Raw genomic sequence first — 21047 nt, 5'->3', positions numbered from 1 at the left:
GAGATGAAAAAGCTATATTTTTTGAGTTTGGGATTATTGATTGCGACCGTAAGTCTGTCACAATCTCAAGACCATTTTCCACAAGCAACTATCACAAATAAAATAATCAATGCCCGGTTATACCTGCCTAATACCGAAACCGGATATTATCGTGGATCCAGATTTGATTGGGCAGGGGTGATACCCTCGCTGGAATGGAATGGACATCAATATTTTGGTCAATGGTTTGAGACCTATAGACCTACGCTTCATGATGCGATCATGGGACCGGTGGAGGCATTTGCCCCCATTGGATACGAAGAGGCCAAGGTGGGTGAAAAATTTCTTGTAATCGGCATAGGCATGGTCATCAAACCGGAAGAACCTAAATATGCTATATCTACAGAGTACCAACAAGTTAATACGGGTAGCTGGAAGATAAAGACCAAAAAGGATCACGTGGATTTTACACATCGTCTCAATGATATGGGCTATGGTTATGAATACAAAAAAACCGTGAAATTGATAAAAGGCAAAGCCGAATTAGTTTTAACCCATTCGTTGAAGAATACCGGTAACCACTCTATCGAAACCACAGTCTATAATCACAATTTTTTTGTAATGGATCATACACTGATTGGACCAGCTTACGAAGTAAAGTTTCCATACCGGATTTCTGGTGAGGCTCGGGATAATCCTGATTTGGTCAAAGTGGAAGGAAATCATATCGAGTTCGTGAAAGATATAGCCCCTCGAAAAAATCTTTATTTCGAGGATATCGGGCGGCATAACGATGGGGTAAATGATTATGATTTTCAAATCGAAAATCATAAAACAGGCGCTGGAGTCAAAATCAGTGGCGATCAACCTATTTACAAACTACCCATGTGGTCCGCTATTAAAACACTATGCCCGGAGCCTTATATCAAAATCAATATCAAGCCCGGTGAGACTTTTAATTGGACGATTCGGTACGAGTTTTATCAGACCGATATTTCTAAATGACAGAAGCCTGTAGGTTGGAATGGTGCTCTTTTAAAGCCATCTGAAGCTTTCGATTAAACATATTTTCCATGTCTGGCTCCTTGACTTAAAATAAGATGCAGCCGGGTTTATAATTTCTTTATGAAAACACCACTTAATTTCGGATCATTGTGCAAATTAAATCAAAAAATGAAGTATGCTTTGACTCTATTGGTCATCACCTTCTCCTTTTTATTCAGCTGTAAACGGTCGGAATCAGATCCTGCTTCGTTTACCTATCAGGCAGGTAAAGATTATCCCAATTATGGGGGTAATAAGGCAAATAACCGATATTCTCCATTGTCACAAATCAACCTTGAAAATGTGCAAAACCTCCAGGTGGCATGGCAGTATATGGCCAACGAGCTTCCCGATACCACCGGAGGGAAACGAAGGAGAATCGGGGAGATCCAATGTCAGCCCATAGTCATCGACGGCATACTTTATGGTACCAGTACCGAACTCCATGTATTTGCCTTAAAAGCCAATACCGGAGAGGAGCTTTGGAAGTTTAAACCGGATCTCACAAATCCGCAACAACCGAGTAATTCCAATAGAGGCGTTACCTATTGGGAAAATGGTTCGGACAAACGAATATTGTATACAGCAGGTTATTTTATATACGCTTTGAATGCTACGGATGGTAAAATCATTACCTCATTTGGCCAAGGTGGAAGAGTAGATCTTCATACCGGACTGGGTGAGGGGATCAATCATGAGGTCAATAATCTTCGGGTGACTGCTACTTCACCGGGTATCATCTATAAAAATACCTTTATCATTGGCTCCAGCTTGCCTGAAGGTGGTGATGCCGCTCCAGGGCATATCAGGGCATTTGATGTATTGACGGGTCAGTTGAAATGGGTGTTCCATACCATCCCGCAGCCTGGCGAGTTTGGGTATGATACCTGGCCCAAAGACGCTTATCAGAAATTTGGAGGAGTCAATAATTGGTCTGGCATGTCTGTGGATGACCAAAGAGGGGTAGTCTATTTTGGTACCGGGTCGCCATCATCCGATTATTATGGTGGCGATCGTGAAGGCGCCAATCTATTTGCCAATTCTATTGTCGCACTTGATGCTGTGACAGGGGTGCGTAAATGGCATCACCAGGCCATACATCATGATCTTTGGGACCGCGATTTCCCGATTCCACCCAATCTTACCACCATAGATTTTAATGGTCAAAAACGGGATGTAGTGGTACAGGTTGGCAAAGATGGGTATGTATATGTGCTCGACAGAGATTCGGGCGAATCCCTCTTCCCATTAGAAGAAAGATCTGTGCCTACTGATGGTTTGCCTGGCGAACATCCATACCCTGTGCAATCTTTGCCCAGTAAACCAAAATCCTTAATGCCTCAGATTTTTACAGAAGGTGAAATCACCAATATCTCTCCTGAATCTCATGAGTTTGTAAAAAACAGGTTGAAAGAATTTCCTCCTACGACTGATCAGTTTACTCCACCGAGTTCGAAAGGGACCATTTTATTTGGATACAGCGGAGGTGCGGAATGGGGCGGCAATGCCATAGATCCAGAAGGAATCTTATATCAAAATGTAAATATCGCCCCCTGGGAGCTCTGGATGACAGATAAAGCCACGCGCAATAAAGAGCTGATGACCTTATCAAAAGGCAATTCGCTGTTTATCAAAAATTGCGCTGCCTGTCACGGAGCTGATCGCAAAGGCAATGGAAGTGTCGTGCCAACATTGATAGATATCGGCAAAAAAAGAACTGCCGATCAGATCAGTACATTGGTGCAGCTTGGCAATGGCCGAATGCCCGCTTTTCCTTATCTCGGTGAGGGAGATCGAAAGGCATTGGCGGATTATTTGCTCAACAAAGAACCAAAACCTTCGTCCACCGCACGCGAAGAACATAAGATCCCCGATACCATAGCCATAAATAAAACTGTGTTCCCTTATGATCCTGAATACACAATAAAAGTTTGGCAGCGATTTACAGATCAAAATGGGTACCCTGCTATCAAACCGCCCTGGGGTACTTTCAATGCGATCGATCTCAAGACAGGCGATTATCTATGGTCGGTCCCTATCGGTGAATTTCCCGAACTGACTGCCAAAGGGGTACTGCAGACAGGCACCGAGACTTACGGAGGGCCTGTGGTGACTGCAAGCGGCTTGATCTTTATAGCGTCTACCCGGGACGAACGATTCAGGGCTTTTGATAAAAAAACAGGTAAAGTGGTATGGGAATATCAGCTTCCGGCAGGAGGATTTTCTACTCCTATCAGCTATGAGGTAGATGGTAGACAATATATCGCATTGGCAGTTGGAGGTGCCAGAGGAGCCAAACCTGGGGGATGGTATATGGCATTTGCCTTGAAGTAGTAAAGACTTATTTGTTATTTTGATGTACTATCAATTATTTTTGAGTTAAAGAAAATCGTTGACAAATAGCAAGAACTTAGCTCTGATACCCACTGATGTACCTGAAAATGATTTTTATTAAAATGCCTTATAAATTTAAAAATTATGTTCAAGGCAAAATTTATAGAGGACAAAAGATACTTTGATATAGTACATAGTCAGAGCGTACTCTTTGTCGCCAGACAATTACTACCTGTCTTTTTAATAGCCTTTCCTATAATTTGTACAAAAATTTTGTGGGGTGTAAAATTAATTATACCGGGTCTGATACTAATGTTTGCACTACAACAAGTTGGATCTTGGTTGACATTGAATTATGCAAGGAAGCGTACTCAACTAGCCGGAGAGAATATGATTCAAATGGATGAGGGACATTTTTATATTAAATCCAGGCAACATCAGATGCTTGAGTGTATTGATCTAAATAAAGACACTAAAATCATCTTGCCTCAAGTACTTGAGATACCAAATCATTATTCCTGGGCTTCAGCTATAAAGGGTATAAAGAAAAATTTAATTTCAATCAGTCACAATCACCATAATCATACTTACTTTTTTGAGTTTGAGTCCTACTATATGATCGAACAATTAAAAAAATTGATGGATCAGTGGGAAAAGAACGGCATTCAAATAGAAAGAGTGTGACAGGAGTTTTTATTTCGTTAGACACGGAAGAATATGAAAAAAAGCCGAAGAACATTTATTAAATCGATTCCGGTCCTTTCATTATTGCCTCTGGGTATAGAAAAGCCTGGTCAATATCCGATCTCATCCAACACCTATGATTGGCTTACGTTTTTTCGTCGCGACGGAAAAGAATGGGGCAAAGACCTGGATGAAGATATCAAACTGTATGCTACCTCAGGTCTTACTGCAATAGAACCTAGCCTGGATTCTGAAAAGATGGCCATCGATTATATATCCGTATTGAAAAAGTATCATATTCAGATGCCATCAGTTTATGTAGGCAGTGTGTTACATCAGGCAGAAAAAGTTCAAGCTACGCTACAACATATCCTACGAATAGCGGATGTCGTCAGAGGGCATGGTACCAAAATTATTGTGACCAATCCGAATCCTATCACCTGGAGTCAACCAACAAATAAGTCTGATGAGGAACTCCGAACACAAGTCAGGGCACTGGAGGAGTTAGGAGCCAAACTCAGAGCTAAAGGTCTCCATCTCGCCTATCATACTCACAATATGGAGTTGAGGGCCGGAGCAAGAGAATTTCACCATATGCTCCAAAACACCACGGCCAGAAATGTATCTTTTTGTTTTGATGTCCATTGGGTCTATAGAGGATCGGATGATTCCGAACTGGCTGTGTTTGATGTATTAAAGATGTATGGGCATCGGGTCATTGAATTGCATATCAGACAATCACAGCAGGGTATCTGGAAAGAGACTTTTTCTGCAGAGGGTGATATAGATTATAGCAGATTTGCTGCCGAATTAAAAAGATTAAAAGTCATGCCTCACCTGGTCATCGAACAGTGCCTGGAGGAAAAGACACCTAATACAATGAGCGTTGTAGAAGCCCACAGGATGGATTTGATGAATGTAAAAAGGGTGTTTAGGTGACGGATAAAAATCCAGCCCATATCATAAAAAGTATAGCTTAGTGCATACCATGTAAAGAACTTCTCAAAAGGAATGACCAGAAAAGGTGTGTTGGATCATTTCGAAGGAATGGGGTCGCACCAGACTTGAAGAATTATAACAATGAATTATATAACGGGGCGTGGAGATATCATCATGATAGATTGTGATCCTTCTTTAGGGCATGAGCAAAAGGGCAAGAGACCAGCCTTAGTAAGTTCTGTTGAAGAATTTAATGTTCTGGGAATTTCATACCTGATGACGATTACTTCTAAAATCAATCCGGAGGATAAAAAATTCATCCCTAATGAATTTTTTGGGTTTATTTCATCAATAAAAACATGGCTGAAGGAGAAGATTTAGTCCTAAATACTACATCAATTCACTTACATGTATACTGGCATCAACTACTTCCAATGAATATTGATTTACTTTGAGGGGATGATTGGTGATCAGCGTGGTAAATACTGACTTTTTAGTATTCGTTTTTTCGCGAAAGATAAATTTCCTTTTTTGAAGATCCCCTCCATATATTTTTGTTATTTCGAACGGAGCTTCATAGAATTTACATTCGCAAAGGTTTATTGCCGCATCTTTTCTATCTATTACGAAGTCTATCCAAATACCTTCCTTTTGATTTTGGTATTTATAGGTCGAAGTCTCTGTATAAACTTTACCGATGCCCAAGGCATGTTTTATCTCCTCTATGTGTTTTAGACAAAGTGTTTCAAACGCATACCCTCGCCAAATTTTGTATGACTGTGTATTGGAAACCAGCGACCAAATATCAGATTTGGTCTGTTTTTGATTTTTTATGAATCGATGATAGAATACAGAGTATTCGTCGATCAGTCTGTAAATTGCCCCTCTTTTCCTTTTGCCAAACTGATTTTCTTCGACGATAAATCCCGATATTTTTAAATCATCCAGGGTCCTTTGAATGGGCCCTCCAGCACGGACTTTTGAATTTGATATTATTTCATCCCTTGTAAGACCTGATTTGGATAGAGCTAGTGCAGCGACAACGGACTCATGTAATATCGCATTGTCGAATAGAGCTCTATATAGATTTTCGTATTCTTTCTTTAGAATGCCCCCGGTTTTGAAGCACATTCTTTCTATACTTGCTCTTGTGCTTTCACCTCTTTTTATTTCTTCCAAATAGAAAGGAATGCCGCCAATAGCCATATATATTTCTGCTATGGCCGTATCGGTTAAAGTAATTTTTTTTGATTGTAAAAATTGTTTTGTTTCAGACAAGGTAAATGGATCCAGGTGGATGCTGTGTGTTAGACGATTATGAAAGCCCCCTTTATCGTTTATTATCTTTTGATGGATCCAGGATGTAGATGATCCACATATGACTAATATAAAATGCTTCTCCTTTGATAAATAATCATTCCATAAATGAGCAAGAAGTTGAATAAAATTTGATTTAGCGGTGTTCATCCATGGTAATTCATCCAGAAATATGACCTGCTTTTTATTTTTTGGCAATGTTTTTAATGCCTTCTTCAACAAGATGAACAGTTCCTGCCAGTTTTTTGAAGGCTTAGACAAGACTTTTTTAAATTTTTCGATGATTTTATCTTCAAAGTTTATGATTTGGGTCTGTTTGTCTCCGGACTGTATGCCAGTTACTGAAAGACAGATATGTTTTTTGTATACTTCTTCTATAAGGTATGTTTTGCCGACCCGACGCCGACCGGTCACTGCCACGAAGGATGATCTTTTTAGGTGAAGTATATCTTTCATTTGAGCTATCTGGAGTGTCCTCGATATCATGCTATTTGTATTTATCTATCAAAAGTACATAGATAAATACAAGTATTATATATTTTTTTACTTTGCGGATCTTACATGATTTTACAATGTGGATTAAAATTATATTTGTATTTATCTATGTAAAAATATTAGGTAAGTACAGGAATATGTTTTAAATGACTAAAAATGAAAAATATCATTTTCGTAGATTTCCTTATATTCGTTATACACCATAAACTATAATTCATGTATAATAACCGTCGAGACTTCATTAAAAATTCATCTTCATTAGCTGTTTGGCCGCTGCTGCCTAATTCGGAACTAGCGTTTCTCAACTCTAAGCCTAAAAAGAACAAGCAGTGGCCTCTATCGGAAGGACCCTCAACACCCAAAATGGTTTCAGGCCTTCGCGTCAATACCGACGAAAAATCTATGCGTCGACTCAAACAAATAGGGATAAATTATGTCAGCTCAGTAGCATTACCAGGTCAGTGGGTCGAATCAGACCTCCGGGGCTATATGGACAATTTTAAGAACAACGGACTTACGCTCTACAACCTGATGTATGTCGTAGGTGCTGATATCATACTCGCCAGGCCTAATCGCGATGAAGAAATAAATAAAATCATCGAATCCCTCAAAGTCGCAGGTCGCTGCGGCCTCGCGAATGTGGAATACAATTGGTATGTCGACAGACTGACAGATGGTTATTTTGAAGTGGAAGGTAGGGGAGGTTCTGGCATCACTGGTTTTGATTACAGCAAAGTAAAAGACCTTCCTGCCAAACCGGAGATCGGGATACGAAAAGCAGATGAGATCTGGGCCAATCTTGAATATTTTCTCAAAGCCGTGATACCCGTAGCAGAAAAAGCAGGAGTTCGTATGGCCTGTCATCCCAATGACCCGGTCTCACAACAGAGTCATGGCTCTGACCAGATCCTGGCTAACCTGGCCGGCCTCAAGCGGCTGATAACTATCGTAGACAGTCCATCCAATGGGATCACCTTTGATTGTGGTGTGACTAAAGAGATGGGTGAAGACCCTGTAGAAGTGTGTAAATATTTTGCTTCCCGTGATCGAATCAACCATATGCATTACCGAAATGTGATCTCGCAGGAGCAATACAATAAATACACGGAGTGTTTTATCGACGAAGGCCAAGTCAATATGTTTGCAGTCATGCAGGAACTGATCAAACATGGTTATAGCCGTACCATGTGGGCAGAGCATCCGCATATTCTTGATTACGATCGGGATTATCCGGGTAGTCGCATTAGTGGTGGTGTTGCTGGCGGCGGTGGCGGTGGCGGATATGCTGCTGAATGTTTTAATGCAGGATTTTGCAGGGCGATGATGTGGGCAGTGCTTTCAAATGGTTAATCAGTAATCGTTATTTCCACCCTCCCCCCAAAGCTCTGTATAGTCCAACCACATTATTCAATTGTACTTTTTTTATTTCAACCAATTCCAGTTTAGTCTCTAACGCTTCGCGTTGGGCGGTAAGTACCTCGAGATAATTTGCCCGAGCAGATTTAAACAAGTCGTTAGCGATGTCAATTGACTGGTTTTGTACTTCAGATTCTGTAAATTTAAGACTGTACATTTTACTTAGATTATCGATATTGGAAAATTCATTGGACACTTCTCTAAAACCATTCAGAATCGTCTTTTGGTAATTATACAATGCTTGGATCTGTCGGGCATTGGCGTTTTTAAACTCTGCCATCAATACTTTACGGTTGACGATCGGGCCTGTCAGATCACCTACCAGGGAATACAACAGCGATTCTGGAATTTTGTAAATATAGGCTGGACTGAACGATTGCAAGCCTAATCGACCACCAATCCCCAGTGAAGGTAAAAACTCCAATTGGGCAGTTTTAATATCTAGTTTAGCTGCGGTGAGCTCCAATTCTGCTTGCCTGATATCGGGGCGGTTTCGGAGCAGTTGAGATGGAATGCCGGATTGTACCTGGGGTGGAAACAGGGAGTCCAGCGAAGCTGGATTCCGCTGGATTCTTACGGGATACCTGCCGAGTAGAAAATTGACATTGTTTTCTGTCTCGGTGATTTTCTGGAGCGTTTCATACTCCAAACCTTGTGAACTCAGCAACTGAGCTTCAAATTGTTTGACTGCTAATTCGCTAACCACCGACGCTTGTTTTTGTACTTTGACTATTTCCAATTGATTTTGCTGCAGGCGAATGGATTGTCTTATAATTTCTAATTCATTATCCAATGCAAGCAATTCGTAGTAGTTGTTAGCTATTTCAGATACAAGATTAGTTAGTACAAAGTTTTCACCCTCCTTGCTCGCCAGATATTCGGTAAAAGCAGTCTTCTTCGCATTGTGCAGCTTACCCCATATATCCGCCTCCCAACTCGCAGCCAATCCCATATTGATATCAGTGAGATTATCAGGTACTTTTTTACCGGGGGTGATCTCTGTAGATGCATCTCCGGCTCCTGAGGAGGTATAACGCCCAACTTTTTCGAGCCCCAGTCCGCCTCCTACAGATACCAGAGGCAGGAGCTGGCCATCTTTCATCATTATTTTATTCCTTGCGATCTCTATGTCTTGTAAGGTGATGTATAGTTCAGGGTTATTTTGAATGGCAGTATCTATTAGATCTACCAGGTAGGGGTCACTAAAATAGTTCCTCCATTGTATATTACCGATATCAGTCGTATCCAAAACATCTGCGTATTGTTTTGGAATTGATTTGATTGCAGGGCTTTCCATGGTCATTGGGATCTTGCAAGACATATGTATGCCCATAGTCAAGCATAGGATCAGGTATTTAATAATTTTCATTTTAATCTAGTTCTTCAGTTAAAGGATTTTCATCTTCATCTTTTATCAATATATGTTTCTCAGATTCGCGTCCAAAAATGAAATACAAACCGGGTATGACCAGGACACCGAACAGTGTGCCAAATAGCATGCCTCCGGTGGCAGCGCTCCCAATAGTCCTATTGCCAATCGCACCTGGCCCGCTAGCCATCACCAAGGGTATCAAGCCAGCGATAAAGGCAAATGAAGTCATTAATATCGGTCTGAGCCGGACAGCAGCTCCTTCGATAGCAGCTTGAAATACGGAAGAGCCGGCCCGATGTTTTTGTACTGCAAATTCTACGATCAATACAGCATTTTTGGCCAGCAAACCAATCAACATGACCATAGAGATTTGAGCATAAATATTATTTTCTAATCCAAGTATTTTTAGAAAGAAAAAAGCTCCAAATATTCCTGCAGGTAAGGACAATAGGATCGGGAAGGGCAAAATAAAACTTTCATATTGCGCAGCTAATAATAAATACACGAAGGCCAGGCAGATCAAAAATATATAAATAGCCTCATTGCCTCGGCCTACTTCGTCTTTCGAGATACCTGCCCAGTCAATGCCAAATCCACGAGGTAGTTTATTCTTAGCTACTGCTGCAATGGTTTCTATGGCGGTGCCACTACTATACCCTGCTGCTGCACTGCCGCTCACCTCGGAAGCATTGTACATGTTGTGCCGGGTGATTTCAGACAGGCCATACACACGATCCATCGTCATAAAGGATGAAAAGGGTACCATCTCTTCCCGATCATTTTTTACATATAGTTTGAGAATATCTTCTGGCAAAGCCCTGTATTGAGGGAGTGCTTGAACCATCACTTTGTATTGACGATCATATTTGATAAAACTGGTTTCATAATTGCTTCCAATGAGTGTCGAAAGTGTATTCATTGCATTTTCAATGGTTACACCCTTCTGCTGCGCTTTGTCGTTATCCACATTGAGCATGTATTGGGGAAAGCTTGCGCTGTAAAACGTAAATACTGAGGACAGTTCCGGTCTTTTATTGAGCTCCTGTACAAAGTCTTTACTCACTTCTTCCATTTTTTTAAAATCGCCACTACCAGCTTTGTCCAATAATCTCAATTCAAACCCTCCGGCCGCACCATATCCGGGTACGGCAGGCGGTGGAAAAAATTCGATGGAAGCGCCTTTGATATCTTTTGTCTTTTCTTCCAATTCATCCATGATCTCCTGCATCGAATGCTTTCTGTCCTTCCAGGATTTTAGGTTTATTAGACAGGTACCAGCGTTAGCTCCAGTCCCTTCTGATAAAATTTCAAAGCCAGACATGGATGATACGGAGGCGATACCTTCAATTCCGGAAGCTACTCTTTGAACTTCATCACATATTTCATCCGTCCTTTCTAAGGTAGATCCCGGTGGAGTCAAAACGATGGCATAAAATACTCCCTGATCTTCATTTGGAATGAATCCGGATGGTATCAGTCCACTTATCTTCCAGGTTAATAAACAGAATATTAAAAGTACAAGGGCGGTAACTATGCGGCGATTGACAATGCGCGTCAGGATGTTTTTATAGGTACCCAATACCCGGTTAAACCAATTGTTAAAACCCAGGAGGAGGAAGTTGATTACGTTTTTCTTTTTGGCTTTGCTATGGGTATTTTTAAGCATGATGGCACAAAGTGCAGGAGTAAGTGTCAAGGCTATTACTCCAGACAGGATAATGGAGGTAGCCATGGTCACAGAAAATTGGCGGTAAAAAATGCCCACCGGGCCTGACATGAAAGCTACCGGTATGAACACGGCTGCCATGACCAAAGTGATAGCTACTATAGCGCCGCTGATTTCTGACATAGCCAGTTCAGTGGCTGGCAGCGCATCCAGGTGGTGCTCTTCCATCTTAGCATGCACTGCTTCGACGACCACAATCGCATTATCCACGACGATCCCAATCGCCAGTACCAACGCGAACAAAGTAATCAGGTTGAGTGTGATTCCTAAAAATTGCATGAAAAAGAAAGTACCTATGAGCGATACAGGAACCGCGATAGCAGGAATCAAAGTAGATCGCCAATCACCGAGAAAGATGAATACCACCAGGCCTACCAATAAGAATGCCTCTCCCAGGGTATGCAGCACTTTCTCGATCGATGCATCCAAAAATGTGGATACATCATAACTTATTTCATAGTTCATACCCTTGGGGAAAGAAGCTTCTTTGATCTCTTCCAGTCTTTTCTTCACATTGGCTATTACTTCGCGGGCATTACTCCCGTAGGATTGTTTTATCATAATGGCTGCAGAAGGATGACCATTCAGTTTTGAATATAAATCATAGTATGAACTTCCAAACTCAACATCGGCCACATCTTTTACCCTAAGTATTTCACCATCGGGTGTGGACCTTAATATGATATTTTCATACCCATCTTTAGTAGTATATCTTCCGGGATATTTTAATACATATTCGAACGCTTCTGATCTTTTGCCGGAGCTTTCACCTGTTCTTCCGGGCGAAGCTTCCAGGCTCTGTTCGTCCAGGGCAGCCAACACTTCATCGGCTGAGATTTTATACGCCAGCATTCGATCTGGTTTGAGCCAAATCCGCATCGCATATTCTCTGTCTCCCAGTATGTCAGCAAAGCCCACCCCATCGACCCGCTTTATTTCAGACAATAAATTTATGTCGGCAAAATTGTACAAAAAGTTTACATCGAGCGTAGTATCTACACTATACACATTGACATACATGAGCATATTGGATTCTTCCCGGGTGATCTTTACTCCTTCCCGGACAACAATAGGAGGTAGTTTATTGATTACGGCAGCGACCCTGTTTTGTATATTGACCGAGGCAATATTTGGGTCTGTGCCCAGATTAAATACAACCTGGATAGATGCTGTCCCATCGTTTCCAGCATCAGATGCAATATATTTCATGCCCGGTACGCCATTGATAGCTCGCTCCAATGGGATGACAACTGCTTTGATCATGAGTTCGCCATTGGCTCCTGGATATTCCGCTGTAATATTCACTTTAGGCGGGGATACGGAAGGAAATTGCGTGACTGGCAATTTGACCAGTGCTAAAGCTCCCAATAGCGTGATCAAAAGTGATATGACTATAGATAGGACTGGCCTATGAATAAATTTATTAAACATTATTTTTTTACTTATGGGTGGTGAGATTTTCTATTGTTTGATCAATTCCAAATGATCCAGGACTTCTCGGGCCGGCACGAATTGTGGAGTGATTTTATCATCATCTTTTACATTCTGTATTCCTTCTAAGAGTATTTTATCGGTAGGTGAAAGGCTCGACCCAATGTCATATAAATTGGACAGTCTTTGGTGGATGGTAATGCTTTTTGATCTGAGCGTATTGTTTTCACCCAAAACATATACATAGGTTTTATCCTGCAGATCGTAAGTCGCTTTTTGTGGGATCAGGAGCGCATGTGGTAGATCTACTGTCATTTGCACTTTGCCGGTTTCACCATGTTTTAACAGCAGGTCAGGATTGGGAAATTTTGCCCTGAAAGCAATATTGCCGGTGTTTTTATCAAACTCTCCTTCAATGGTTTCGATGATCCCTTTGTATTTGTGCATTTGACCATTGGCCAATAATAAAGACACAGTATTTCTTGCATCGTTTTTAGACCTTGATTTAAAATCCAAATACTCTTTTTCAGATACATTAAAATAGGCGTATACACTTTTGTTATTGGATAAGGTAGTTAGCATACATCCTTCATCAATCAGGCTTCCTACTTTAAACTTTAATCTGTCTACTGTGCCACTAAAAGGAGCTGTAATCCTGGTAAAGGAAAGATTAGTTTCCGCGATGCCTTGTTGAGCTTTTGCTTCGTTGAGCTTTGCGATGGCTAATCCTAACTCAGTCTGGGAAACAATATTTTTATCTGCCAGGGATTTGACATTTTCCATTTCCAGTTCGTTTGTTTTAACCTCTGCCTGCGCCTTAGCCAACTCAGCATCAAATTCTCGTGAACGGATCGTAAATAGGGTTTGACCTTCGGTCACGAGTTGTCCCTCATCTACTGCGATAGACTCCAGGTATCCCTTTACTTTTGCCCTCACTTCTATGTTTTGAATGGATTGGATTCCTGCTATATAATCTTTGACCGTAGAAGTATCCAGGATGAGGGGAGATGTTACTTTATAAGTGCCTTCTTCCTTGACAGCTACTTCTTGTTTAGGATTACATGCTGTAAAAAAGAATAGTGTAACCAGGCTTATTATAAGAATGGATTTGTTCATATTCATAAATTTTTAGGTAGTAATGTTTTATTAAATAAGGGTATTGAACCCCTTAATTTTTGAGGGTCAGGTTGAAGCGGAGGACACCGCATATTTCCTGACGAATAGGATAAAAATGATTTGAAATTATACTCCTACAGCTTTGGGAGGGTATTATATTTATCAGGAGCGTGGGATGACCTGATAATTCTGCGAAGGAAAGAAAAAAATTAAATCCTTAAGACTCTGATGAAAATATAGAGCGCAGGAAAAATTTGGATAAAGGATTTGGATGACTTTGCTTTGGAGAATGAGCATGATGATGATTTGCCCGGAGTCAAAACTGACTTAGAGAAAGATTTGCTGATTCCTGTGTTTTTTTTACCCTCATGAGCAATATCGTCATCTGTCAATTCCAACAGGATAGCTTCAATCATAGGTAATTCACCGCAGGCATGATCTCTTAAAAAATTATGATCTTTGGATGTGAACGCAAGATCAGTTGTAGCCAGCTGGTGGCGGGAATATGAAGAAACCGAGGCGATTATCGCCAACACAATACTAATAGCAGAAAAGATGTTTTTCATCATCCAGCCGCCAAAGGTATTCAGTGATTATTTATAAATGGAGGCATTAACAGATTATTAATGAGTGATAAAATTTTTCACATTTGCTTAAAAATTTATTTTAATTCAACGGGATCCTTGCCATTAAAATCCCTCCTACTTCAACTTCCTCTCAAAAAAATCCGCCACCGCCCCATATACTTTCACCGAATTTTCCCACTTCAACCAATGATGGGTATCGTCTACGATCATCATCGTTTCGTAAGGCACACCTTGTTTCTCCAGCCTTTGGATGAGATCTGTACTTTGATTGAACCGGACATTGCGATCATCATCTGCGTGGATGATAAGCACAGGAGAGGTCCAGGTCTTCATGGAAGAGATAGGGGATGATAACCAGGCTACCTGTTTCGCTTTTTCATAGTCTGGAGCTTTTTCCGTTTTATTGGAATAAGCGTTCATGATATTTCTGGAAGCGCCCCAATCGTGTACGCCATGTATATCTACTCCTGCGGCAAATATTTTGGAATCCCTGGCTAAAGCCATTGCAGTGAGGTACCCACCATATGAACCGCCATATATTCCAATCTTGCCGGAGTTGATATAGCTTTGTTTTTGAAGCCAGAGTCCGGCAGCTTTGATATCCTGGTATTCTGCAGCACCATTGATGCCACCTTTTGCCGGTTGATGGAATTCGTATCCATATCCAATGCCCAATCTATAGTTGACAGATAATACGACATAGCCAAGACTCGCGAGATATTGGTTAGAGGCATAGGCATTAGAATAATAATCCGAATAGTTCCATCCCAATAGCATTTGGCGGGGTGGACCACCGTGCACGTATACTATTGCAGCTTTTTTGGCTGGGCCTCCTGAGGGCATAAAAAGATCCGCATGCACTTCGACTCCATCCAGAGACTTAAAGATCACCTGTTGTGGAGTGACCAATTGACCCGAAGGATAATCATCTGTAATTAAATCAGTGCCTATCAGCTTAAGCGTATTGCTACCTGATACCGGCACCAGGGCGGGGACTGGAGGTCTTTGAGCGGTGGCACTGAGGCAAGCCACTATTTGACCACGAAGAACGACAGGAGCCCATTCAATACCTGATCCAGGCGTAAGCACCCGCATATCAGCTTTATCCACACTTACGATTGCTGCGTGCCTTCGTTCCAGATCAAGTTTATCCGGTCCGGAATTAGTACTGAAGGTCAGATATTTTTTATCCGCACTCAATGCAATATGCTCGCACATAAAATGGCCTGGCGTAAGCAGGAGTGGACTGCCGCCTTGGGCATTCATGGAATAAAGATGTGGCCAACCGTCCTGGTAGGATAAAAACACGATGCGATCATGGGCCGCCCAGTGCAGATTAAATCCACCATGAGTAGTCGGAATAGAGCCTCGCAATGTACTGGTTGATTGCCACAATAGACTTGCAGTGCCGGTAGCCAGGTCAGCAATGTATATGCTCCAGGGCTTAGGTCGCCTCACCAACATAGAGTCTGGTGCGCCACCTGATCCGGACATTCTGACAAATACAATCTTGTTACCATCCGGTGACCACTGCGGTGAATCATCCTGATTGAACGAAGGGGCGATCCATTTTAAAGATTTTTGCGCTACACTATACACGCCGATGATGGAATGGTCTCCGCGATCTGACACGAAGAGCAAAGCAGATCCATCCGGGCTCCAGTCTAAGGAACCTACTGTCCCCCTGGTTGTAAAAAGATTTTTTGCATCATTCACACTGTCCAGCTGTGCCATCCACACCTGGCCGCTTTTTATGAATGCCAATGAATGATTATCCGGTGAGAGGACAGGTTGGTCACCTTCCGAAATATATTGTACACTGCCACCGGCAAACGGAATAGAGGCGATTTTTACTTTAAACGGCTGCAGCTCAGAGGTCGGATTGACTGGTAGTTCCTCGTCCCAATTACCACTATGTTCACCGCCACGCACAAAGACAACCCTGCTTCCGTCATCTGAAATCTGCAGACTGGTTATTTCCTGCCCGTCGTCTTGCGTAAAATCAGTAAGTTTCCTGGCTATAAAATCAGGACCCTCTGCCACATAGACATTTCTACGCCCTTGCTCATCGAGGGCCCAAGCAATTTTGGAGCCATTTGCCGCAGCGGTGAGTTCGGTGGGAAAGGGGTAGTTTTTAAAGTTGGTAAGGGTTAGCTTATTTTGAGCAGATAAGTTGAGCCCAAAGAGTAAAAGGAAAAGTAGTTTTTTCATGAGGTTAAATTATCTAATTATTAGTAAGCACTGGATAGCTTGGATGCTAAAATATTTTATTAATCTATGAGGAGCTTTAACCTCTACATTTTTAAATGGAATATAGATTATCAGGTTGCCATACTTCTCGTCTTTTAGGCCAGCCAGTATCTATTTCACTATGGAGATTATTTTTAGTGATTTTTTTTAACAACTCTTTCAGCTTATAATCTGGTTTTTCTGAAGGTCCAATCACTAACTTACCTTTAACTGTTGAAATGTCCACCAATGATTCATTTTCAATATTAATATAATTTGAGTACGCTTTTGGAATGCTGATTACAAAGCTATTTCCCTTTTTTTTGAACTTTTGCTATCATGATAAGCTGTAGCTATAAAAATAATACACCATTTTGAGATTTTGTACCACCTATTTTCTTCATCCCTGGAATATTTAAGTTGAGATTAGGTAGAAGTCAAATGGGTAGAATTCAGATAAATAGTATAACAATCACTTAATCACATTTTTCATATCTTTTCAGCTTATAGTTGAAGAAAACAATGATAGCCACACAAACCAATCCTCATAGCTACGATTTTGCCTCACTCCAGTCCAAAATCAAAGGCGAAATACTCACCGACGACTATTCCCTGGGTATGTACTCTACTGACGCCAGTTTTTATCAATTGATGCCCCTGGCGATAGTCCTTCCGATGGACGAAGCAGATGTAAAAGCAGCAGTAAAGTTCGCCAATGACCATCATTTAAAAATCCTCCCCCGTGGCGGCGGCACCAGCCTGGCCGGACAGACTGTGGGAGAGGCGCTCATCATTGATTTTTCTAAGTATATGAACAAAATCATTGAATTCAATGAACGTGAAAGATGGGTAAAAGTACAACCAGGACTGGTACGGGATGTACTCAATGAGGAGATGGCCCGCTATGGATTGCATTATGCCCCGGATCCTGCGACTTCCAGCCGGGCTAATGTTGGTGGTATGGTAGGTAACAATTCGTCAGGCACCAAGAGCATTCTCTATGGCAAAACCGTAGATCATATCCTGGAAGCCAAAGTCCTGCTTGCTGATGGTACAGAAATGATTCTCAATGAAAAGACCGAAGCGGAGTACGATCATATCGCCAATCAACCATCCAGGGAAGGTGAAATCTATAAAAAATTTAGAGAAGCCATTCACCTTCATGCTGACGAGATCAAGGCCCGGTTTCCAAAAGTGATGCGTCGCGTCGGTGGGTACAATCTGGATGAATTTGTATACACCGATCGTTGGAATCTGGCCAAATTGATCACTGGCAGCGAAGGTACCCTGGCCATCTCCCTGGAGCTAAAAATCAACCTGGAACCCCTGCCTAAATTCAAGTCGGTCGTCGTAGTCCATTTTGCAGAATTATTAGAGGCGATTAAAGCGGTAGAACCTATGCTGCCGTATAGGCCTTCTGCAGTTGAAATACTGGATCGCACCGTGCTTCATCTCAGTGCTGAAAACCTGACCACCAAACATCTATGCCACTTTATCGAAGGCGATCCGGCAGCTATCCTGATCGTAGAGTTTTATGGGGATACCCAGCAGTCGGTGATCGAAAGGCCCCAGGAAATGATCGAAGAATTAAAAAGACTTGGTTGGGGTTATGCCTATCCTTTGTTTCCCGGCGGAAAATCATACAACGATGTGTGGGAGTTACGCAAAAAAGGCTTTGGTCTGATGCTGGGACTCAAGGGAGATAAAAAGGCTTTGAGTTTTATTGAGGACGCTGCTGTACCTATCCCAGTCCTGCCCGAATACATAGATCAAGTGCTCAAGATATGTGCTAAACACCATACTGAAGTCGCTATGTATGCGCACGCGAGTGTAGGCGTGATCCATGTGCAACCACTGTTAGACCTTCGAGACGAACAAGATATCATCAACCTTAAAAATATCACTGACGAGACCTTTGACCTCGTAGTAAAATATGGCGGGTCCTGGTCGGGAGAGCATGGCGATGGCCTGGTACGCAGTGCATACAATGAACGATTTTTTGGAACTACCATATATAATGTATTCAGAGAGATCAAAACCTGGTTTGATCCTGAAAATATTATGAATCCGGGTAAGATCGTGGATACCCAGGCTATCGAACAAAATCTTCGATATGGTACTAAGTATAAGGACACTGCAGTGAAGACCGCCTTTCATTACCGATCAGAAAATAGTTTTAGTGAATCAGTGCATATGTGTACGGGGGTAGGGGAGTGTAGAAAGATTTTGGGAGGTACCATGTGTCCCAGTTTTAAAGCCACCCGTGAGGAGGAACATTCGACCAGGGGGCGTGCCAATGCTTTGAGGCTGGCCATGTCCAATCAATTAGATCACGCGGGACTATCCAGCAAACGACTGCACGAAGTGATGGACCTATGTATCTCCTGTAAAGCTTGTAAGTCAGAGTGTCCCTCCAATGTCGATATGGCCAAAATGAAGTCGGATGTAGCGCAGCTCTATTATGATGAACATGGAATCAGTTTTAGAGATCGGCTCATCCGCGATTCATCCAGGATGGCTTCCAGGATGTCAGGTTCGCTGGCGGGCATCATCAATTTAGTGCAAAGAACCAGTTTGTTCAAAATGTTACTGGAGAAAATGGTTGGATTCGATCGTCGCAAAAACCTTCCGGAATATGCGCACCAACCTTTTTATAAGTGGTTTGAGAAAAAAGCCAATCATTTTAGAAGCGTGGATAAAAAAGTCGTTTTGTTTGCCGATACCTACCTCAATTTTCATGAGCCTAATATTGGTATCTCCGCCCTCGAATTGCTCAATTCTTGTGGTTACGAAGTCATCCTTGCCAATGTGGGTTGTTGTCAACGACCTAAGATCTCTCACGGCTTTCTCCGGGATGCTAAAAAAGAAGGCATGAAAACTGTGGATGGCCTGAGAAAATATTTGGATCAGGGTTTGTCGATCGTCGTGTGCGAACCCAGTTGTGCTTCTGCTTTAAATGACGATCTGCCCGACCTGATAGATGATGAGGCCCTGGCTCTGCAATTAAAAAATCAAGTCATGATGATCGATGTATTTATAACCAAAGCAATCGAAGCAGGTCATATTGAAAAATCGTTTGAATCTATCGCTGGCAATCTATTGATCCATGGTCATTGCCATCAGAAAGCGTTGTATGGTACCAGCTCGATGAAAACTGTTTTAGAAAATGGCAAATTTTCCTGTAGTGAGATCCCATCCGGCTGCTGTGGTATGGCAGGCTCTTTCGGTTATGAAAAGGAACATTTTGAGGTATCTCAAAAGATCGGAGAGGAGATCCTGATACCCGCCGTCAAGTCGATGAAGGATGGTACCACCCTGGTCGCCAATGGATTTAGTTGCCGGCATCAGATCGAGCATTTTACTGGAGTGAAGGCAAAGCATTGGGTGGAGGTGATCAAAGTGCAATAGGGCTATAGGGCTCACCATTATAGTTTGGGGGCAGGAGAAAAATTGGATAACAGGGATGAAAAGACTGTAAGATAAGGTCAAAATTATGCTAAGATTATTAATGTATTAAGTAATTATTTGATAATCAATAAAATAAACATTGGTATTTTACTTATATATTTATCGATTAATAGGTAGCAAAACCTGCCTGACGCAAAGTACCTGTAATAAGTGATTTTGATCTTCTGCGTTTTTTAGAATTTGATTGAAAGTTGTAGATGACCTCCTAATCCCAATTCAACAATTTTTTGAAGTGTTGAAATTCGAACTTCTTTGATATTGTTTTCGATTTTGGAAATATAGCCTTTGTTTGTTCCACATTTCTCTGCAAGTTCTTCCTGAGTCATTCCTTTTTCTAAACGTGCCTGTTGAATCATATATCCAAGTTTAAAAGATTCAAATCCTTTGTCAAACTTTTCTCGTTTGGGAATCCCTTTTTTACCGTATTGCTCTTCGATAAACTGATCGAGGGACTTAATGTTTTTCTTCTGTTTCATATTCATGTTTTATTTTGAGTGCTTTTATGATTTCAGATTTTGGTGTCTTCTGTGTCTTTTTTTGAAATCCATTCGCCAACACAATAATTTTTCCCTGGTCAAAAAAACAAAATACTCTAAAAGTGTCGCTTCCTTGTATAATTCGTATTTCGTAAAGCCCATCAGTTCCTTCAATATGTTTGAAGTATTCTACAGGAATCTGTTGAGTGATTTCTATCAATTTAAAGGTCCAGATGATTTTGTCCTTTACTTTCTGCCGTTGCTTATTAAAGAACTCAATAAAATAGTCCTTAAATAATATAACTGTTCGAAATTTGTCCATTCTGGTACGATGCAAAAATATATGGAGTTGTCCTATTGTGCAACTTTATTTCATAAACATTGAAAATAAACATCAAAGTTTGATCTGCTCGTGAAGATACTTTCAGCTCAAA

The 21047-nt window shown here is 41.5% G+C and carries 15 protein-coding genes; 7 read left to right on the top strand and 8 right to left on the bottom strand.

What is annotated here, in order from left to right; all coding sequences use genetic code 11:
• Positions 1-3: 3 nt before the first annotated feature.
• The 5 genes from IPJ09_10130 (at position 4) to IPJ09_10110 (ending at position 5361) form a co-directional block, all read left to right on the top strand.
• The gene (locus IPJ09_10130; GenBank protein ID MBK7371781.1) at positions 4-984 is read left to right on the top strand and encodes a hypothetical protein; all 981 of its coding nucleotides are present in this window, start codon (positions 4-6) and stop codon (positions 982-984) included.
• 168 nt (positions 985-1152) lie between these two features.
• Positions 1153-3357, top strand: coding sequence for a PQQ-binding-like beta-propeller repeat protein (locus tag IPJ09_10125; protein MBK7371780.1), 2205 nt, complete (start codon positions 1153-1155; stop codon positions 3355-3357).
• 144 nt (positions 3358-3501) lie between these two features.
• A complete protein-coding gene (locus IPJ09_10120) occupies positions 3502-4041 on the top strand; it encodes a hypothetical protein (GenBank protein MBK7371779.1) in 540 nt (179 codons plus the stop codon).
• A 33-nt stretch (positions 4042-4074) separates the two neighbouring features.
• Positions 4075-4980 (top strand): TIM barrel protein, encoded by a 906-nt coding sequence (locus IPJ09_10115; GenBank protein ID MBK7371778.1) that lies wholly within the window; start codon positions 4075-4077, stop codon positions 4978-4980.
• Between the two features lie 141 nt (positions 4981-5121).
• On the top strand, positions 5122-5361 hold the full coding sequence (locus IPJ09_10110) for a type II toxin-antitoxin system PemK/MazF family toxin (protein MBK7371777.1): 240 nt from the start codon (positions 5122-5124) through the stop codon (positions 5359-5361).
• Between the two features lie 9 nt (positions 5362-5370).
• Here the strand turns inward: IPJ09_10110 and IPJ09_10105 are convergent, their stop codons facing one another.
• Positions 5371-6783: an AAA family ATPase gene (locus tag IPJ09_10105; GenBank protein MBK7371776.1), complete on the bottom strand. Its 1413-nt coding sequence runs from the start codon at positions 6781-6783 to the stop codon at positions 5371-5373.
• 225 nt (positions 6784-7008) lie between these two features.
• Between IPJ09_10105 and IPJ09_10100 the strand changes: the two genes are divergently transcribed.
• Positions 7009-8142, top strand: coding sequence for a mannonate dehydratase (locus tag IPJ09_10100; protein ID MBK7371775.1), 1134 nt, complete (start codon positions 7009-7011; stop codon positions 8140-8142).
• Between the two features lie 10 nt (positions 8143-8152).
• On the opposite strand, the gene IPJ09_10095 is transcribed toward IPJ09_10100, so the two are convergent.
• The 5 genes from IPJ09_10095 to IPJ09_10075 all read right to left on the bottom strand — a co-directional run bounded on the left by IPJ09_10095 (position 8153) and on the right by IPJ09_10075 (position 16651).
• Complete coding sequence (locus IPJ09_10095) at positions 8153-9577, bottom strand: efflux transporter outer membrane subunit (protein MBK7371774.1); 1425 nt, start codon at positions 9575-9577, stop codon at positions 8153-8155.
• 1 nt (position 9578) lies between these two features.
• On the bottom strand, positions 9579-12737 hold the full coding sequence (locus IPJ09_10090) for an efflux RND transporter permease subunit (GenBank protein ID MBK7371773.1): 3159 nt from the start codon (positions 12735-12737) through the stop codon (positions 9579-9581).
• A 30-nt stretch (positions 12738-12767) separates the two neighbouring features.
• Positions 12768-13853: an efflux RND transporter periplasmic adaptor subunit gene (locus IPJ09_10085; protein MBK7371772.1), complete on the bottom strand. Its 1086-nt coding sequence runs from the start codon at positions 13851-13853 to the stop codon at positions 12768-12770.
• A 209-nt stretch (positions 13854-14062) separates the two neighbouring features.
• Positions 14063-14422 carry a hypothetical protein gene (locus IPJ09_10080; GenBank protein ID MBK7371771.1) on the bottom strand — a complete coding sequence of 120 codons (360 nt, stop codon included), beginning with the start codon at positions 14420-14422 and terminating at the stop codon, positions 14063-14065.
• 132 nt (positions 14423-14554) lie between these two features.
• Positions 14555-16651 carry a S9 family peptidase gene (locus IPJ09_10075; GenBank protein MBK7371770.1) on the bottom strand — a complete coding sequence of 699 codons (2097 nt, stop codon included), beginning with the start codon at positions 16649-16651 and terminating at the stop codon, positions 14555-14557.
• A 540-nt stretch (positions 16652-17191) separates the two neighbouring features.
• Between IPJ09_10075 and IPJ09_10070 the strand changes: the two genes are divergently transcribed.
• A complete protein-coding gene (locus tag IPJ09_10070; protein ID MBK7371769.1) occupies positions 17192-20077 on the top strand; it encodes an FAD-binding protein in 2886 nt (961 codons plus the stop codon).
• A gap of 233 nt (positions 20078-20310) precedes the next feature.
• Here IPJ09_10070 and IPJ09_10065 read toward each other — a convergent pair whose 3' ends face one another.
• Entirely contained in the window at positions 20311-20613 is a 303-nt protein-coding gene (locus tag IPJ09_10065) for a helix-turn-helix transcriptional regulator (protein ID MBK7371768.1), read from the bottom strand.
• The gene (locus IPJ09_10060; GenBank protein MBK7371767.1) at positions 20591-20935 is read right to left on the bottom strand and encodes a type II toxin-antitoxin system RelE/ParE family toxin; all 345 of its coding nucleotides are present in this window, start codon (positions 20933-20935) and stop codon (positions 20591-20593) included. Before IPJ09_10060 ends, IPJ09_10065 begins: the two co-directional genes overlap by 23 nt.
• Positions 20936-21047: the final 112 nt, after the last annotated feature.

The organism is Saprospiraceae bacterium (assembly GCA_016709995.1).
Taxonomy (GTDB): Bacteria; Bacteroidota; Bacteroidia; order Chitinophagales; family Saprospiraceae; genus JADJLQ01.
This window is presented reverse-complemented; position numbering and strand designations above follow the sequence as displayed.

What these genes read in the sequence shown, in the direction of transcription:
- IPJ09_10130 (MBK7371781.1), top strand. Translation starts at nt 4, where the DNA reads ATGAAAAAGCTATATTTTTTGAGTTTGGGATTATTGATTGCGACCGTA.
- IPJ09_10125 (MBK7371780.1), top strand. Translation starts at nt 1,153, where the DNA reads ATGAAGTATGCTTTGACTCTATTGGTCATCACCTTCTCCTTTTTATTC.
- IPJ09_10120 (MBK7371779.1), top strand. Translation starts at nt 3,502, where the DNA reads ATGTTCAAGGCAAAATTTATAGAGGACAAAAGATACTTTGATATAGTA.
- IPJ09_10115 (MBK7371778.1), top strand. Translation starts at nt 4,075, where the DNA reads ATGAAAAAAAGCCGAAGAACATTTATTAAATCGATTCCGGTCCTTTCA.
- IPJ09_10110 (MBK7371777.1), top strand. Translation starts at nt 5,122, where the DNA reads ATGAATTATATAACGGGGCGTGGAGATATCATCATGATAGATTGTGAT.
- IPJ09_10105 (MBK7371776.1), bottom strand. Translation starts at nt 6,783, where the DNA reads ATGATATCGAGGACACTCCAGATAGCTCAAATGAAAGATATACTTCAC.
- IPJ09_10100 (MBK7371775.1), top strand. Translation starts at nt 7,009, where the DNA reads ATGTATAATAACCGTCGAGACTTCATTAAAAATTCATCTTCATTAGCT.
- IPJ09_10095 (MBK7371774.1), bottom strand. Translation starts at nt 9,577, where the DNA reads ATGAAAATTATTAAATACCTGATCCTATGCTTGACTATGGGCATACAT.
- IPJ09_10090 (MBK7371773.1), bottom strand. Translation starts at nt 12,737, where the DNA reads ATGTTTAATAAATTTATTCATAGGCCAGTCCTATCTATAGTCATATCA.
- IPJ09_10085 (MBK7371772.1), bottom strand. Translation starts at nt 13,853, where the DNA reads ATGAACAAATCCATTCTTATAATAAGCCTGGTTACACTATTCTTTTTT.
- IPJ09_10080 (MBK7371771.1), bottom strand. Translation starts at nt 14,422, where the DNA reads ATGATGAAAAACATCTTTTCTGCTATTAGTATTGTGTTGGCGATAATC.
- IPJ09_10075 (MBK7371770.1), bottom strand. Translation starts at nt 16,651, where the DNA reads ATGAAAAAACTACTTTTCCTTTTACTCTTTGGGCTCAACTTATCTGCT.
- IPJ09_10070 (MBK7371769.1), top strand. Translation starts at nt 17,192, where the DNA reads ATGATAGCCACACAAACCAATCCTCATAGCTACGATTTTGCCTCACTC.
- IPJ09_10065 (MBK7371768.1), bottom strand. Translation starts at nt 20,613, where the DNA reads ATGAAACAGAAGAAAAACATTAAGTCCCTCGATCAGTTTATCGAAGAG.
- IPJ09_10060 (MBK7371767.1), bottom strand. Translation starts at nt 20,935, where the DNA reads ATGGACAAATTTCGAACAGTTATATTATTTAAGGACTATTTTATTGAG.